This is a genomic window from Nocardia sp. XZ_19_385 (assembly GCF_015355755.1).
GTDB lineage: Bacteria > Actinomycetota > Actinomycetes > Mycobacteriales > Mycobacteriaceae > Nocardia.
Genome location: NZ_JACVEE010000003.1, coordinates 734,488 through 748,072, shown reverse-complemented (window position 1 = coordinate 748,072; position 13,585 = coordinate 734,488). Strand labels below are relative to the sequence as shown.

Annotated in this window: 14 protein-coding genes and 1 pseudogene; 6 read left to right on the top strand and 9 right to left on the bottom strand. The window is 67.7% G+C overall.

Annotated elements, in window-relative coordinates:
* Positions 1 to 14 precede the first annotated feature (14 nt).
* The 8 genes from IBX22_RS27125 to IBX22_RS27090 form a co-directional block, all read right to left on the bottom strand.
* On the bottom strand, positions 15 to 557 hold the full coding sequence (locus IBX22_RS27125) for a DUF3558 domain-containing protein (protein WP_194818519.1): 543 nt from the start codon (positions 555 to 557) through the stop codon (positions 15 to 17).
* Positions 558 to 644: 87 nt separating this feature from the next.
* A complete protein-coding gene (locus IBX22_RS27120; protein ID WP_194818518.1) occupies positions 645 to 794 on the bottom strand; it encodes a hypothetical protein in 150 nt (49 codons plus the stop codon).
* A gap of 290 nt (positions 795 to 1,084) precedes the next feature.
* The gene (locus tag IBX22_RS27115; RefSeq protein WP_194818517.1) at positions 1,085 to 1,567 is read right to left on the bottom strand and encodes a hypothetical protein; all 483 of its coding nucleotides are present in this window, start codon (positions 1,565 to 1,567) and stop codon (positions 1,085 to 1,087) included.
* Positions 1,568 to 1,657: 90 nt separating this feature from the next.
* Positions 1,658 to 3,379 (bottom strand): urease subunit alpha, encoded by a 1,722-nt coding sequence (locus tag IBX22_RS27110; RefSeq protein WP_194818516.1) that lies wholly within the window; start codon positions 3,377 to 3,379, stop codon positions 1,658 to 1,660.
* A 23-nt stretch (positions 3,380 to 3,402) separates the two neighbouring features.
* Positions 3,403 to 3,714 (bottom strand): urease subunit beta, encoded by a 312-nt coding sequence (locus tag IBX22_RS27105; protein ID WP_194818515.1) that lies wholly within the window; start codon positions 3,712 to 3,714, stop codon positions 3,403 to 3,405.
* Positions 3,715 to 3,719: 5 nt separating this feature from the next.
* Positions 3,720 to 4,022, bottom strand: a complete 303-nt coding sequence (locus tag IBX22_RS27100; RefSeq protein WP_194818514.1) for an urease subunit gamma — start codon at positions 4,020 to 4,022, stop codon at positions 3,720 to 3,722.
* A 56-nt stretch (positions 4,023 to 4,078) separates the two neighbouring features.
* On the bottom strand, positions 4,079 to 4,522 hold the full coding sequence (locus IBX22_RS27095; protein WP_194818513.1) for a PaaI family thioesterase: 444 nt from the start codon (positions 4,520 to 4,522) through the stop codon (positions 4,079 to 4,081).
* Positions 4,523 to 4,687: 165 nt separating this feature from the next.
* Positions 4,688 to 5,404 (bottom strand): hypothetical protein, encoded by a 717-nt coding sequence (locus tag IBX22_RS27090; RefSeq protein ID WP_228539472.1) that lies wholly within the window; start codon positions 5,402 to 5,404, stop codon positions 4,688 to 4,690.
* 107 nt (positions 5,405 to 5,511) lie between these two features.
* Between IBX22_RS27090 and IBX22_RS27085 the strand changes: the two genes are divergently transcribed.
* The 6 genes and pseudogenes from IBX22_RS27085 to IBX22_RS27060 form a co-directional block, all read left to right on the top strand.
* A complete protein-coding gene (locus IBX22_RS27085) occupies positions 5,512 to 6,558 on the top strand; it encodes an iron ABC transporter permease (protein WP_194818512.1) in 1,047 nt (348 codons plus the stop codon).
* A gap of 200 nt (positions 6,559 to 6,758) precedes the next feature.
* Positions 6,759 to 7,808: an iron chelate uptake ABC transporter family permease subunit gene (locus IBX22_RS27080; protein ID WP_194818910.1), complete on the top strand. Its 1,050-nt coding sequence runs from the start codon at positions 6,759 to 6,761 to the stop codon at positions 7,806 to 7,808.
* Positions 7,805 to 8,632 (top strand): ABC transporter ATP-binding protein, encoded by an 828-nt coding sequence (locus IBX22_RS27075; protein WP_194818511.1) that lies wholly within the window; start codon positions 7,805 to 7,807, stop codon positions 8,630 to 8,632. The genes IBX22_RS27080 and IBX22_RS27075 overlap by 4 nt, the downstream gene beginning before the upstream one ends.
* A 99-nt stretch (positions 8,633 to 8,731) precedes the next feature.
* Positions 8,732 to 9,109 carry a BlaI/MecI/CopY family transcriptional regulator gene (locus tag IBX22_RS27070; RefSeq protein WP_194818510.1) on the top strand — a complete coding sequence of 126 codons (378 nt, stop codon included), beginning with the start codon at positions 8,732 to 8,734 and terminating at the stop codon, positions 9,107 to 9,109.
* A 41-nt stretch (positions 9,110 to 9,150) separates the two neighbouring features.
* A complete protein-coding gene (locus tag IBX22_RS27065; protein WP_194818509.1) occupies positions 9,151 to 10,089 on the top strand; it encodes a M56 family metallopeptidase in 939 nt (312 codons plus the stop codon).
* A 161-nt stretch (positions 10,090 to 10,250) separates the two neighbouring features.
* Positions 10,251 to 11,564 (top strand): annotated as a pseudogene (locus IBX22_RS27060) (DEAD/DEAH box helicase); the annotation flags it as partial.
* A gap of 640 nt (positions 11,565 to 12,204) precedes the next feature.
* On the opposite strand, the gene IBX22_RS27055 reads toward IBX22_RS27060, so the two are convergent.
* On the bottom strand, positions 12,205 to 12,498 hold the full coding sequence (locus IBX22_RS27055) for a hypothetical protein (protein ID WP_194818507.1): 294 nt from the start codon (positions 12,496 to 12,498) through the stop codon (positions 12,205 to 12,207).
* Positions 12,499 to 13,585: the final 1,087 nt, after the last annotated feature.

Here is a 13,585-nt window from a genome sequence, read left to right as displayed (position 1 = left end):
ATTGTTCCTCCGGATCAGCGCGGCACGCCCGGCATTAGGATCTCAGCCGCTGTCCCGGCGCGTTCGCACGGCGAAACCTTGTTCTTGGATGAGACTCGATTGGACACCGTTATATCAACCGTGCCTTGGGCGGTGGAGAAGAGCAGGTCGCAGATCTTATCGTCCTTGTCGAAGGTCTGCCGAAAACGCAATCCGGTGCGACCGCCGATCGTGACGTCGGCGAAGTCGGTGTTGTCAGGCTTCTTTTTGAACTCTTCAACGGTTCGGACTGTGGAAAAGACTCCCAGGTTGAAGTCGCTGTTGTTCCAGCTACATACCTTCCATCCGGGTTCCTCTACCCCCGCTACGCCCGATTCCTTCGTTGCTGGATCCACCCCGATCTGCTTCAGCGCGGCCTCCGAGATCTGCACGCACGGATCCCACAGTGCCGCCGTAGCCGCCGACGTGTCCGTGGTGGTCGGCCCAGCCTTCCCGTCGGTCTTCGACCCACACCCCGAGGCCACCAGCACTACCCCGGCCAGCGCCGCTATCGTCGCCGTCGTCCGTCGTCCCACCATGCCTCCACTCCAGGCCGTCATACTTGCCCCACAGTCTAGGACGCATCCCGGCCCGTTCCGGTTCCCCTTTGATCAGGCGAGTATGCGCTATGCCTTCGCTGCTTCGTTCTGCACCTGGTAGACGCCGAGGATCGCCTTGGTTACGTCGTCGGCGAGGGCGCCGATGGACACCAGTTCCTTGACCAGCAGCAGTAGGACGCGGGAGACCGTGAGGGTGGCGCCGGAGATGCCGAACATCGCGCGGGCGATGAGGGCGGGTGAGGCGGTGCCCGCGGAGGCGATCAGGATGGCGGCGATTTTCCACCGAGGACGTTGCGGACTCCTCGACGACGTCGGCCATTTTGAGGTTGACCTTGCTGAGCACGTCGGCCAGTGCGGCTTGCGACGCGGGCTCGGCGATCTGCTGGTCGGCCCATCCCGCCGCCACCTCCGCCACCGATCAACCCCCGCCACCCGCAACGCAGGGCACCCGCCCTACCAGCAGTTTCGCCCTGCGCTACGACAACAACCCACCCGCCCGATACGCCCTATTTCGGCGGCAGCCGATCCAAAATCTCGTGCAACAGTTTCGTGTGCTCGTCCAACGTCTTCGTGTGCGAGTCCAACGTCTTGGTATGCGAGTCCAGGGTCTTGGTATGCGAGTCCAGGGTCTGGGTATGCGAGTCCAACGTGGTCGAGTGCGCGCCGACAGTCTTCTCGAGCCGGTCCAAGGTCGTCGTATGCGCGCCCACAGTCTTCTCGAGCCGGTCCAAGCTCGTCGTATGCGCGCCCACAGTCTTCTCGAGACCGTCCAAGGTCTGCGTGTGCGCGCCGACCGACTTCTCGAGACGGTCCAAGGTCTGCGTGTGCGCGCCGAGAGTGTCCTTGATCTCGGTCGAGTCGGCATGGACGTGGCCGAACTCTTCTAACACTTTGTCGTGGTTAGCGTCCAACCGCCGACGCAACCCCGGCAGGTCGGCTTGGTCGAACTTCGTCTCGAGTGTGGTCAGTCGATCTTCAACGGATGGCATCTGTCTCCCCTTCTAGCCGATCAGGCGCAACTCGAACAGGAGAGCGACATTACCTCGATAGCCGTTGCGTATCAATGACTTTCCGGCGGTTCAGAACAAGAAGTACCGCTGTGCCATGGGGAGTTCGGTGGCGGGTTGTTCGGTCCAGACTTCGCCGTCGATGCGGACGGTGAAGGTGTCGGGGTCGACTTCGATGTGGGGCATGGCGTCGTTGTGCGGCATGTCGGCTTTGGTGACGCCGCGAACGTTCTTGACCGGCGCCAGTTTCCGGCGCAGGTTCAGGCGGTCGGCGAGGCCGTCGTCGATGGCGTGTTCGGAGACGAAGTGCAGGGAGGTGGCGGCCGCGGCGACCGGGGCGGCGCCGAACATGGGGCGCGGGAGCACCGGTTGCGGGGTGGGGATGGAGGCGTTGGCGTCGCCCATCGCGGCCCAGGCGATCATGCCGCCCTTGAGGACCGCGTGCGGGCGGACGCCGAAGAAGGCCGGTTCCCACAGCACGAGGTCGGCGAGTTTGCCGACCTCGATGGAGCCGACCTCGTGGTCGAGACCGTGCGCGACGGCGGGCGCGATCGTGTACTTCGCGATGTAGCGCTGTACGCGGGCATTGTCGGCGGCGCCGTCGCCGGGCAGGGCGCCGCGCCGCTTCTTCATGACGTGCGCGGTCTGCCAGGTGCGCATCACGACTTCACCGATGCGGCCCATGGCCTGGGAGTCGCTGCCGATCATGGAGATCGCCCCGAGGTCGTGCAGCAGGTCTTCGGCGGCGATTGTCGAAGGGCGGATACGGCTTTCGGCGAAGGCCAGGTCCTCCGGGATGGAGGCGCTGAGGTGGTGGCACACCATGAGCATGTCCAGGTGCTCGTCGAGGGTGTTGACGGTGTGCGGGCGGGTCGGGTTGGTGGAGCTGGGCAGCACGTTGAGATAGGAAGCGACAGTGATGATGTCGGGTGCGTGCCCGCCGCCCGCGCCTTCGGTGTGATAGGCGTGGATGCCGCGGCCGGCGATTGCCCCGAGCGTGTCCTCGACGAACCCGGCCTCGTTCAAGGTGTCGGAGTGCAGTGCCACCTGAACGCCGCTGGCGTCGGCCACGCGCAGGCACGCATCGATCGCGGCCGGGGTGGAACCCCAGTCCTCGTGCAATTTGAAACCCGCTGCGCCGCCGCGCAATTGCTCCCACATGGAGTCGGCGCTGACAGTGTTGCCCTTGCCGAGCAACACGATGTTCATCGGCCAGCCGTCCAGCGCCTCGAGCATCCGGGCCAGATGCCAGGAGCCGGGCGTGACGGTGGTGGCCTTGCTGCCCTCGGCCGGCCCGGTGCCGCCGCCGATGAGCGTGGTGATGCCGCCGCCGAGCGCTTCCTCCATCAGCTGCGGGCAGATGAAGTGCACGTGGCAGTCGATGGCGCCGGCGGTGACGATGCGACCATTGCCCGCGATGATCTCCGTGGACGGGCCGACGACCAGATCCGGATGCACGCCGGACATGGTGTCGGGGTTGCCCGCCTTGCCGATGGCGCAGATGCGGCCGTCGCGAATACCCAGGTCTGCCTTGATGATTCCCCAGTGATCGACGATCACGACGCCGGTGATGACGGTGTCCGGGGCGCCCTCGGCGCGCGTGGCGCGGGACTGCCCCATGGACTCGCGCAGCACCTTGCCGCCGCCGAACACGGCTTCCTCACCCGCGAGACCCGGTCCGCCGGAACGGTCTTCGGTGATCTCGATCAACAGGTCGGTGTCCGCCAAGCGAATTCGATCGCCCGTAGTGGGGCCGAACAGTTCGGCGTAGCGGGCGCGGGTCAATTCACTCATGGCCTGCCTCGGGGTTGGGGCCGCTACCCATCGAGACGGCCCGGGGGATTCGCGCTGATGCCGTAGACCTCACGGGTGCCGCCCAGCGGAACCAGCGAAACCCGCTGGGCGAGACCGGGTTCGAAGCGAACGGCGGTGCCGGCCGGAATGTCGAGGCGATGCCCGTAGGCGGCGGCGCGGTCGAATTCCAGGGCGGCGTTGGACTGCGGGAAATGCACGTGACTGCCGACCTGCACCGGCCGGTCGCCGGTGTTGACGACCTCGAGGGCGATGCGTTCGGCGCCCGCGTTCAGCTCGATAGTGCCTTCGGCACAGAGGTATTCACCGGGAATCACTGCGGCTATCCGATCGGATTGTGAACGGTGACGAGCTTGGTGCCGTCCGGGAACGTGGCCTCGACCTGCACGTCGTGGATCATCTCCGGCACACCCACCATCACGTCGGCCCGCGCGAGCACCGTGCGCCCCGAGGACATGAGTTCGGCGACCGTCCGCCCGTCGCGCGCCCCTTCGAGCACGTGATCGGTGATCAGCGCGACCGCTTCGGGATGGTTGAGCTTCAGCCCGCGGGCCTGCCTGCGCCGCGCCAGTTCGGCCGCGTAGCTGAGCAGCAGCCGCTCCTGCTCATGCGGTGACAGTCGCATCCGGGCTCCTCGCCGGTCGGAAGGGATTGGGTGACGGACATTCTGGCACGTCCGTTTCAGCTGCGCTTGGGCAGATTCGCCAGCCGCACCTGGCCGCGCGCGATCAGCCGGTCCTGTTCGTCGGTGACCACGACCTGCCACAGCTGCTGCGATCGTCCGCGATGGATCGGGGTGGCTTCGGCGCGCAGGGTGCCGTCGCTGGCGGCGCGCAGGAAGTCGGTGTTGTTGTTGACGCCGACGACGTTGCCCTGGTCGCCGTACCAGAACTGCCCGCCCGTGCTGGCCAGCGATTCGATGACGGTGCACAGCACGCCGCCGTTCTGAATACCCGCGGGCTGGTACAGGTGCGGCTTCACTACCCATTCACCACAGACCCGGTCGGGGCCGACCTCGGTGAAGCGCAAGCCGATCAGATCGGTGAAGGTGCCCTCGCTGTACTTGGTCATCATCTCAGGAGTGAGTTCGCCGATCGAGGTGGGCGCGAGCGGTTTATCGGTCATGCGGCAAAGCCTAAACCCGGCCATTTGAGACACGGCGGCGCCCATGGATACAGAGCGGCGGGCACCACCCGAAGGTGGAGCCCGCCGCGGCAAGGAACGGGGAGTCGACCGCAGCCCTCGGGACTCCCGCTCGATCCGAACGCCGAAATCGAGTATAGGTCAGGCTTACCTAAGTTGGCAAGCGTCAGGAACCACGGACGGGCTGCGCCGCACCGGCAACCCGCGTTCCTCCAGCGCCATCAGCAGACCCTGGCCGTGCCGGGCCGCCTCGACAGGGCTGGTACGGGCGAGTTCGGGCACGTAAGTGCTTGCCCCCACAATGGATTCACCGACCAGCGCCCAGAACCGGCGCGCACCCAGACCGGTACACCGCCCCAGCGCGTGCTGGATCAACGTCAGCGAGGAGGCACAGCGATGCGCCAGCCACACGTACATCGCCTGCTCGCACGGGAAGGTCACCACGCCGGGTTCGCCCGCCAGCCGATCGCCCGGCAGGACGCGAATCGTGGTGTCCACCAAGCCCGCCCAGTCGATGCCGCCGTCGTTGTCGTTGTGGATCCAGAGGTTCTCCAGCCCCGGATCCCAGGCCCGGCCCTCGGCCATCAGCAGCGCGCTCACCCGGCCGATCACCGCGTGAATCAACGCTGTCGCAACGACTTCCGCCGCGATGTCGGCGCTGATCATCTCCGCGGCGTGCCGCCGGTACATCAGCTCGATGCGGCCCTCGACCAGCCCGGCGGACAGCTGCCACCAGCGCCGCTTGCCCTGATCAGCCATGTCGGCAACGGCGTAGACACGCGGATGCTCCGGTTGCAGTGCGCGCAATCGGGTGCAGGCGCGGTCGAACGGCTGCTGCGAACGGATGGTCATGGGCTCGAGCATCGAACCTCCTCGGTGTCGGCTCCGTTGTGGGTCGACACCGAACATAGGTTAGCCTTACCAGACCTAGCAAGAGTGAGTGTGGAATCAGTCAGGAGAAGTTCGACCCAGTGACAGCCCTTGGCACGATCAGGCGACGTCGCCTTATCGGACTTCTCCTCAGCGCCGCGCTGCTCTGCATCGCGGTGCTCGCGAGCGTTGCCATCGGGACCCGGTCGCTGTCCCCCGCTGCGGTTTACGACGCTCTGCACAACGCGTTGACCTGCGCGGGCGGGCCGTTCCAGTGCCCGGCTCAGTCGACGGCGGAAGAGATCGTGCGCGAACTCCGGCTGCCCCGCACCGCGCTCGCGCTGGTCTGTGGAATGGCGCTGGGCATCACCGGCGCGCTGATCCAGGGTTACACCCGTAATCCGCTCTCCGACGCGGGGTTGCTCGGATTGAACTCGGGCGCGGCCTTTCTCGCAGCGCTGAGCATCTACGTGTTCAGCTTCACCGCTCCGCAGCAGTACATCGCGTTCGCGTTCGCGGGGGCGCTGCTCGCCGGCCTGGTGGTCTTCGGGGCGGCGTCCCTGGGCGGCGGCAAGGCCGGTCCGCTCAGCCTGGTGCTGGCCGGAGCGGCCGTGGCGGCGTTCCTGCAGGCCATGACGAATGCCGTTGTGCTGCTGGATCCCGCGGCGCTGGACACCTACCGATTCTGGGTGGTCGGCGATGTCGCCGGGCGCGATGCCCAGGTGTTCTGGCAGGTGCTGCCGTTCCTGGTGATCGGGTTGGTGCTGGCGGTCGCCGCCGGGCCGGGGCTGAATCTGCTGACCCTCGGTGACGAGGTGGCGCGCGGGCTCGGCGTGCACATCGGGCGCAGCCGGGCGCTGGGGCTCACGGCGGTCGTGTTGCTGTGTGGCGCGGCTACTGCCGCGGTGGGGCCGATCATCTTCCTCGGGCTGGTCGTGCCGCATCTCGCGCGCATGGTCACCGGGCCAGATTTCCGCTGGCTGATTCCTTATTCCGGGCTGTTCGGCGGGCTGTTGTTACTGGTCGCCGATACCGCGGGGCGGGTCGTCAACCGGCCGGGCGAGCTCCAGGTCGGCGTTATGCTCGCGGCTATCGGGGCACCATTCTTCATCGCGTATGTGCGCCGGCGGAAGTTGGTGAGCCTGTGAGCGATTCACGTGTAGGCGTGGATCCCGGCGTTCGCCGGGGTGACGGGGAGATCCGGCGGGATCGCGCGGAGATCAAGCGGGATCGCGCGGAGATCAAGCGGGATCGCGCGGAGATCAAGCGGGATCGCGGGAAGATCAAGCGGGATGGCGGGAAGATCGGGCGGGTAGACGGCGCGACTCTGGAACGGGTTCGGCCCGCGATGCGCCTGGGCCCGATGTCGCTGGTGTGGCGGCCGGGGATGGTCCTGATCGTCGTGATCTTGGCGGTCGTGCTGTTTGCCGCGTTCTGCTGGGATGTGGCGCAAGGTGATTCGCAGATCCCGCTGAGCCGGGTGCTGGACGTGCTCACCGGCGGCGGAACGCGTTCGCAGCGGTTCATCATCTTGGATTCGCGTCTGCCGCGCGCGCTCACCGCGGTGCTCGTCGGGGCGGCGCTGGGGATTTCGGGCGCGATCACGCAATCGATTCTGCATAATCCGCTGGCCAGCCCGGACATGCTCGGTATCACCACCGGGGCAAGTGTCGGTGCGGTCGCCGTGATCGTGGGGACCGGCGCGACAACGGGTTTCGCGGCCACCGTCGGTGCGCCGCTGGCGGCGCTCGTCTGCGGTCTGCTCACCGCGGCGGTGATCTATCTGCTCGCCTGGGGACGCAGTCGCACCGGCGAAAGTGGCGCCACCGGTTTGCGGCTGGTGCTCATCGGCATCGGCGTGAACGCGGTCATGGTCGCCGCACTGAGCTGGCTGGTGGCCCGCGCGTCCCTGCTGGACGCGATGCGGGCGCAGCAGTGGCTGACCGGGTCGCTCAACGCCGTCGACAAGGCGAAGCTGGTGCCGACCGCGCTCGCGCTGGCGCTTGTTGTTGTGGTGGCGGTAGTTTCGGCCCGTACCTTGGCGGCGCTGCGGCTCGGCACCGAGACCACCCGGATGCTCGGTGTGCGGATCCAATCCCAGCAGGCGCTGCTGATCGGTGCGGCCGTGGTCGCGGCCTCGGTGGCGACCGCCGCGGTCGGGCCGATCGCGTTCGTGGCGCTGGCCGCCCCGCAGATCGCGCGGCGCCTGTTACGTACTCCCGGCGAACCGCTCATCGGCTCGGCGCTCGTCGGCGCCATCGGTGTGGTGGGCGCGGATGTGGCGGCCCGGACGCTGTTTCCCGTCGATCTGCCCGCCGGCATCGTCACCGCTGCCTGTGGTGGACCGTTCCTGTTGTATCTGCTCGTGCGTATGAACCGGAAGGCGACCCTGTCATGACCACCGCGAACGCCGCTCACCGACTAGCCGCCGAGGATGTCACCCTCGGCTATGGCGACAGCGTCATCGTCGACGGGCTCACCCTCGAGATCGCCCCCGCCGTCGTCACCACCGTCATCGGGCCCAACGGCTGCGGCAAGTCGACGCTGCTGCGCTCGCTGGGCCGGCTGCTCAAGCCGCATCAGGGCCGGGTCGTGCTGGACGGCAAGGCGATCTCGTCGATGAAGACCAAGGATGTGGCGCGCGTCGTCGGCATGCTGCCGCAGACCCCGGTCGCGCCCGAGGGCCTGACCGTCGGCGATCTCGTGGCCCGCGGCCGGCATCCGCATCAGTCCTGGATCCGGCAGTGGTCGGCGACCGACGAGGCCGAGGTGCTGCTCGCGCTCGAACAGACCGGCATCGCCGATCTCGCCGACCGGCCGCTCGACGAACTCTCCGGCGGTCAGCGCCAGCGGGCCTGGATCTCGATGGCGCTGGCGCAGGGCACCGACATCCTGTTGCTCGACGAGCCGACCACCTACCTCGACCTCGCGCACTCGATCGAAGTGCTCGATCTGGTCGACCGCCTGCACGACGACATGGGCCGCACCGTGGTGATGGTGCTGCACGACCTGAATCTGGCCATCCGCTACAGCGATCAGTTGATCGTCATGCGGTCGGGGCAGATCATCGCGCAGGGCCCGCCCGCCGACATCATCAGTGCCGAGTTGTTGCGGGAGGTGTTCGGGCTCAGCGCGACGGTGCTCGAGGATCCGGTCTCCGGGCGCCCGATGATCGTGCCGATCGGTACCCGCCATGTTTTGGCGTCCACGACCACTAAGTAATACAGTCTTGCTCCGGCTATGACGAATCCCACACAGCAATCAGGCAGTTACGACATCGTGTAGTACGCAATTGTGTCGTTGAGTCCGTAAACTTGTGGGATGGCAGGACTTGGTGAACTCGAGAAAGCGGTCATGGACCAGCTGTGGTCCAGCGACGAACCGCAAACGGTACGGCAGGTGCACGAGGCATTGGCCGCACGTCGTGAGCTCGCCTACACCACGATCATGACGGTGCTGCAGCGTCTGGCGAAGAAGAATCTGGTGGTTCAGCGCCGCGACGACCGGGCCCATCGGTACGCCCCGGTGCACACCCGCGACGAGCTCGTGGCGAGCCTGATGTTCGACGCGCTGCAGCAGGCCGAGGAAAAGGGCAGCCGCGCAGCAGCACTCGTGCACTTCGTTGAGCAGGTCGGACGTGACGAAGCCGACGCCCTGCGTGAAGCACTCGCTAAGCTCGAAGACAACGAGGGGAAGTAGACTCCTCGCGTCCAGGCCCCACAACGCAGTGAGCTGAGTCGATGAACGCAACCGCGCCGGTATTCGCCGGACTCGCATTGCTTCTCGCGGGGCCTGCTCCAGCTCTGCTGAGTCGCTCGACCTGGCCCTACCGGGTTCCACGCGCGGCGCTCGTGTTGTGGCAGGCCATCGCGCTGGCCGCCGTACTCTCCGCGTTCGGTTCCGGCTTGGCCATCGCCTCCGAACTGCTGGTACCCGGACCCGACGGACGGCCGACCACCTCGCCCACCGGGGAGATCGACGCGCTCGGGCTACCGTTGTGGCTGGCCTACGTCACGGTCTTCGCGCTCACGCTGCTGGTCGGCGCGCGGCTCATCTTCTCGGTTATTCGAGTGGGCGTGCATACCCGGCGGCGGCGCAACCGGCATCGCATGCTGGTCGACCTGCTCGATCAGAGCGGGCCGCACCGGCGCGCCGCCGACATCCGGGTGCTCGCCGCGACCGAACCCATCGCCTACTGCCTGCCCGGTTTGCGGCAGCGCGTGGTACTCAGCGAAGGCACGCTGACCAGCCTCGATGATGCCGAGGTCACCGCGATCGTGAGCCACGAGCGTTCGCATCTGCGGGCCCGGCACGACCTCGTGCTCGAGGCGTTCACCGCCGTGCACGAAGCGTTCCCGCGGGTGGTGCGCTCCAAAGCTGCGCTCGGTTCGGTCAAATTGCTCATCGAGCTGCTTGCCGACGACTCCGCTGTCAAGGTCACCGGGCCCAAGCCGCTGGCCCGCGCGCTCGTCGCGTGCGCCAAGTCCACCGCACCGCAGGGCGCGCTCGCCGCGGGCGGGCCCACCACACTCATCCGGATCCAGCGCTTGAGTGGACAGATCGGTGATCTCCGTCTCGCCTCGGCCGCCTACCTGGGCTCCGCCGCGATTCTGGTGGTGCCGACGCTCGCTGTCGCGGTACCCTGGCTGGTCGAGATCGGTCGGCTTTTCTCCAGCTGACACGGCTCTCCACGTTCGGCCGGCCCCGGTACCGCCGCCCGAACCCGATCTTCGCTATCGACCACGAGTGCCCCGAAAACGGCGCACCGTGCGGTGAACCCCGACCCGTGTTCACCGACTCCGCACAGTGCGAGTTGCGCGCTGAACACGAAAGGCACCACTTGACCCCCTCGACTCCTGCCACCACGGCCCCGGCCGTGACCTTCGCGGAGCTGGGTTTACCCGCCGTCCTTGTCCAGACGTTGCGCCGCAACGGCATCGACGCACCCTTCCCGATCCAAGCCGCCACCTGCCGCGATGCGCTGGCCGGCAAGGACGTTCTCGGCCGCGGGCCCACCGGCTCCGGCAAGACCCTCGCTTTCGGCCTGCCGATGCTGGTCACCCTGGCCAACAATGCCGGCGCCAAGCCCGGCCGCCCGCGCGGGCTCGTGCTGGTTCCCACCCGCGAACTCGCCACCCAGATCGAACGCGCCCTGGACGAGCTCGCGCTCTCCCTGGGCCTGCGGGTCGCCTCCGTCGTCGGCGGCGCGCCGATCAAGCGCCAGGCCGACCGGCTCGCGCGCGGCGTCGACCTGCTCATCGCCACCCCCGGCCGCCTCGAAGATCTGATCAAGCAGCGCTCCGCGGATCTGTCCGACGTGCGCATCACCGCGCTCGACGAGGCCGACCACATGGCCGATATGGGCTTCCTGCCGCAGGTCACCAAGCTGCTCGACCGGACGCCGAAAGACGGTCAGCGCCTGCTGTTCTCGGCCACTCTCGACGGTGACGTCGACAAGCTCGTCAAGAAGTACCTGCACTCCCCCGTCACCCATTCCACCGCGCCGCCGTCGGCCTCGGTCTCGACCATGTCGCATCACCTGCTGTTCGTGCGCGACAAGTTCGACAAGCGCGCCGTGGCCACCGAGATCGCCGCCCGCGACGGCCTGACCATCATGTTCGTGCGCACCAAGCACGGCGCCGACCGCCTCGCCAAGCAGCTGCGCGGCGCGGGCGTCAACGCCGGCGCCATGCACGGCGGCAAGGCCCAGAACAACCGCGAACGCACCCTGGCCGCGTTCGCCGACGGCACCACCCCCGTGCTGGTCGTCACCGACGTCGCCGCCCGCGGCATCCACATCGACGGCATTTCCCTTGTCGTGCACGTGGATCCGCCCGCCGAGTCCAAGGCGTACCTGCACCGCGCCGGCCGCACCGCCCGCGCCGGCGAGGACGGCGTCGTCGTCACGCTGGTCACCAACGACGAGCGCGCCGAGGTGGAGAAGATGACCCGCAAGGCGGGCGTCGACGTCGTCGGCGTCAACGTGCGCCCGGGCGACCGCAAGCTGATCGAAATCACCGGCGCCAAGCAGCCTTCGGGCGTGTCGATCGCACCGGTGCACGCGCCCGCAGCGAGCGCACCCCAGGGCGGCGGCCGCCGTACCGCCGGAGGTGGGCGTCCCCGCCGTGCCGACGGTGGGGCGGAGCGTTCGGGTGGATCCGGCCGTGCCGCAGCGGGTTCCGGTCGTTCCGCGGCGAGTTCCGGTCGTTCGGCAGCAGGCTCCAGCCGTTCGGCAGCGGGCTCCGGTCGATCGGCAGCGGGCTCCGGTCGTTCGGCAGTGGGCTCCGGCCCTTCGGCGGCGAGTTCCGGCCGTTCCGCGGCGGGCTCGGGCCGTTCCGCGGCGGGCTCGGGTCGCGAAAGTGCAAGCGGCTCAGGCCGTGGCGCCGCAGGACCGTCCGGTCGCACCGCAGGATCGGGCCGTAGCGCTACTGCTCCTGCTCGCGGTGCCGGCGCTCCCACTCGTGGTGAGGGCACGGGCAACTCGGCCGGAGCTCGCACCGCCACCGCACCCAAATCCACAGGCGCACACACCCGTTCCGCCGGTGCCTCCACCGGTCGCGCGACGCGCGCGGGCGGCACTGACACGCCCGGAAACGCCCGCCGACGCGCCGGTCGCCCCCAGGGCTCTCCCGCCCGCCGCAACCACGGAGCAAACTAGCCCCAGGCGGTAAACCAAAGGGACCCATATAGATAGCTCCCCAACTCTGAGCGACAATTCCCGCAGCGCGCCGAGATTGTCGCTCAGAGTTGGAGTCATCCGCATATGCCCCGAAAAGCCTGGCCGCAATGACTGCTCAGATTGCCGTTCGCCGGATGCCGATCGCATGCAACCGTGCACGGATGTAATACATGCTCGACTGCGGAATTTCCCCCGGCCCATACCGCGCTCGCCCTCGCCGGTAGACCCGGCCACGCCGAGTCTCCCACCGCAAGGCATCGGAGATCGCCTTGGAGGGCCGCCCCGCAGGCGCGAAACCCTTCTCCTCCAACGCCTTCCCGAGCTCGGAAACCGTAAGCGTCTCCGACTCGAACAGCTCATTCATCAGCACATAACGCAACTCGGCCCCACTGAGCGCAACGTATGTCATGCGCAGAGTATCCCGACGCCCACCGACAGGACCGCGCCACCGACAACGCCTCGCAACACAGGCCCCGCCACCATCGAATCCCGGAGTGTGCGACGGGTGCCCACACGGCCTTGGAAACCAAAGAGACGGCGACACACGAGGAATTTCGCCGCACCGGTCACCGCCGCCACCTCACAGGCGACCGCGAAACCTGGAATTTCGGCGTCATGGACCGCCCGCACCGCCCCATGTTCCGGAATACCGCCGCCACCCATCCGACACCGTCGCGCCACCGACAAGCCCTCGGCACCCGACAATGCGGCCCCTACAAAGCCACCCCACGGACAACACCGCGCATTACAACGCCACTGACACAACGGCCCCGCAATGCAATGCAATGCAATGCAATGCCACCGACAAGGCCGCGCAGCACAGGGCAGCGCTACGCAACACACCGCCATCGCCCGCGCGGCACACACGCGACGCCACCCACAACGCCGCGCAGCCGACGCCGCGCCACCGACAACACCGCCACCGGCGGCGCCCCGCAACGCAACGCCCTGCCCAAGGCCGCGCAGCACAGGGGGCCACGCCACGCCAGCGACAAAGCCGTGCAGCATAAATGCCACGCCGCGCAGTCAACACCGGGCCACCGAGTCTTGTTCGGACACCCGGAAACACCGCCACTAACGACGCCCGCAACGCAACGCCCTGCCACGCCATCGACAAGGCCGCGCAGCACGGGGGCCACGCCACGACAACGCCACGCAACACAAGGCCGGCCCCACCCACACGCCACCCGGCATCACCTCACGACAACGCCGCACTACATGGCCGCGGCAGTCATGTGCCTCGTCTGGACGCACCGACCACATTCGAGGTCATCGCGCGGCTACGTCGGCGATGGGCACTGACTTGGTACAGGGCCGCACCATCGACAGACTCGCGCAGCGCAGATCCGCGCCACCGACAAGGCCGCGCCCCCACTGACAGGCCCACACCATCAACAGGGCAGGCCACCAAAGGGCCGAATCGATTCGCCTCGGCTGGTTATGCCGACCGCATTCGAGGTCGATCGCCCAGCTGCATCGGTAGTGGACCCTGACTC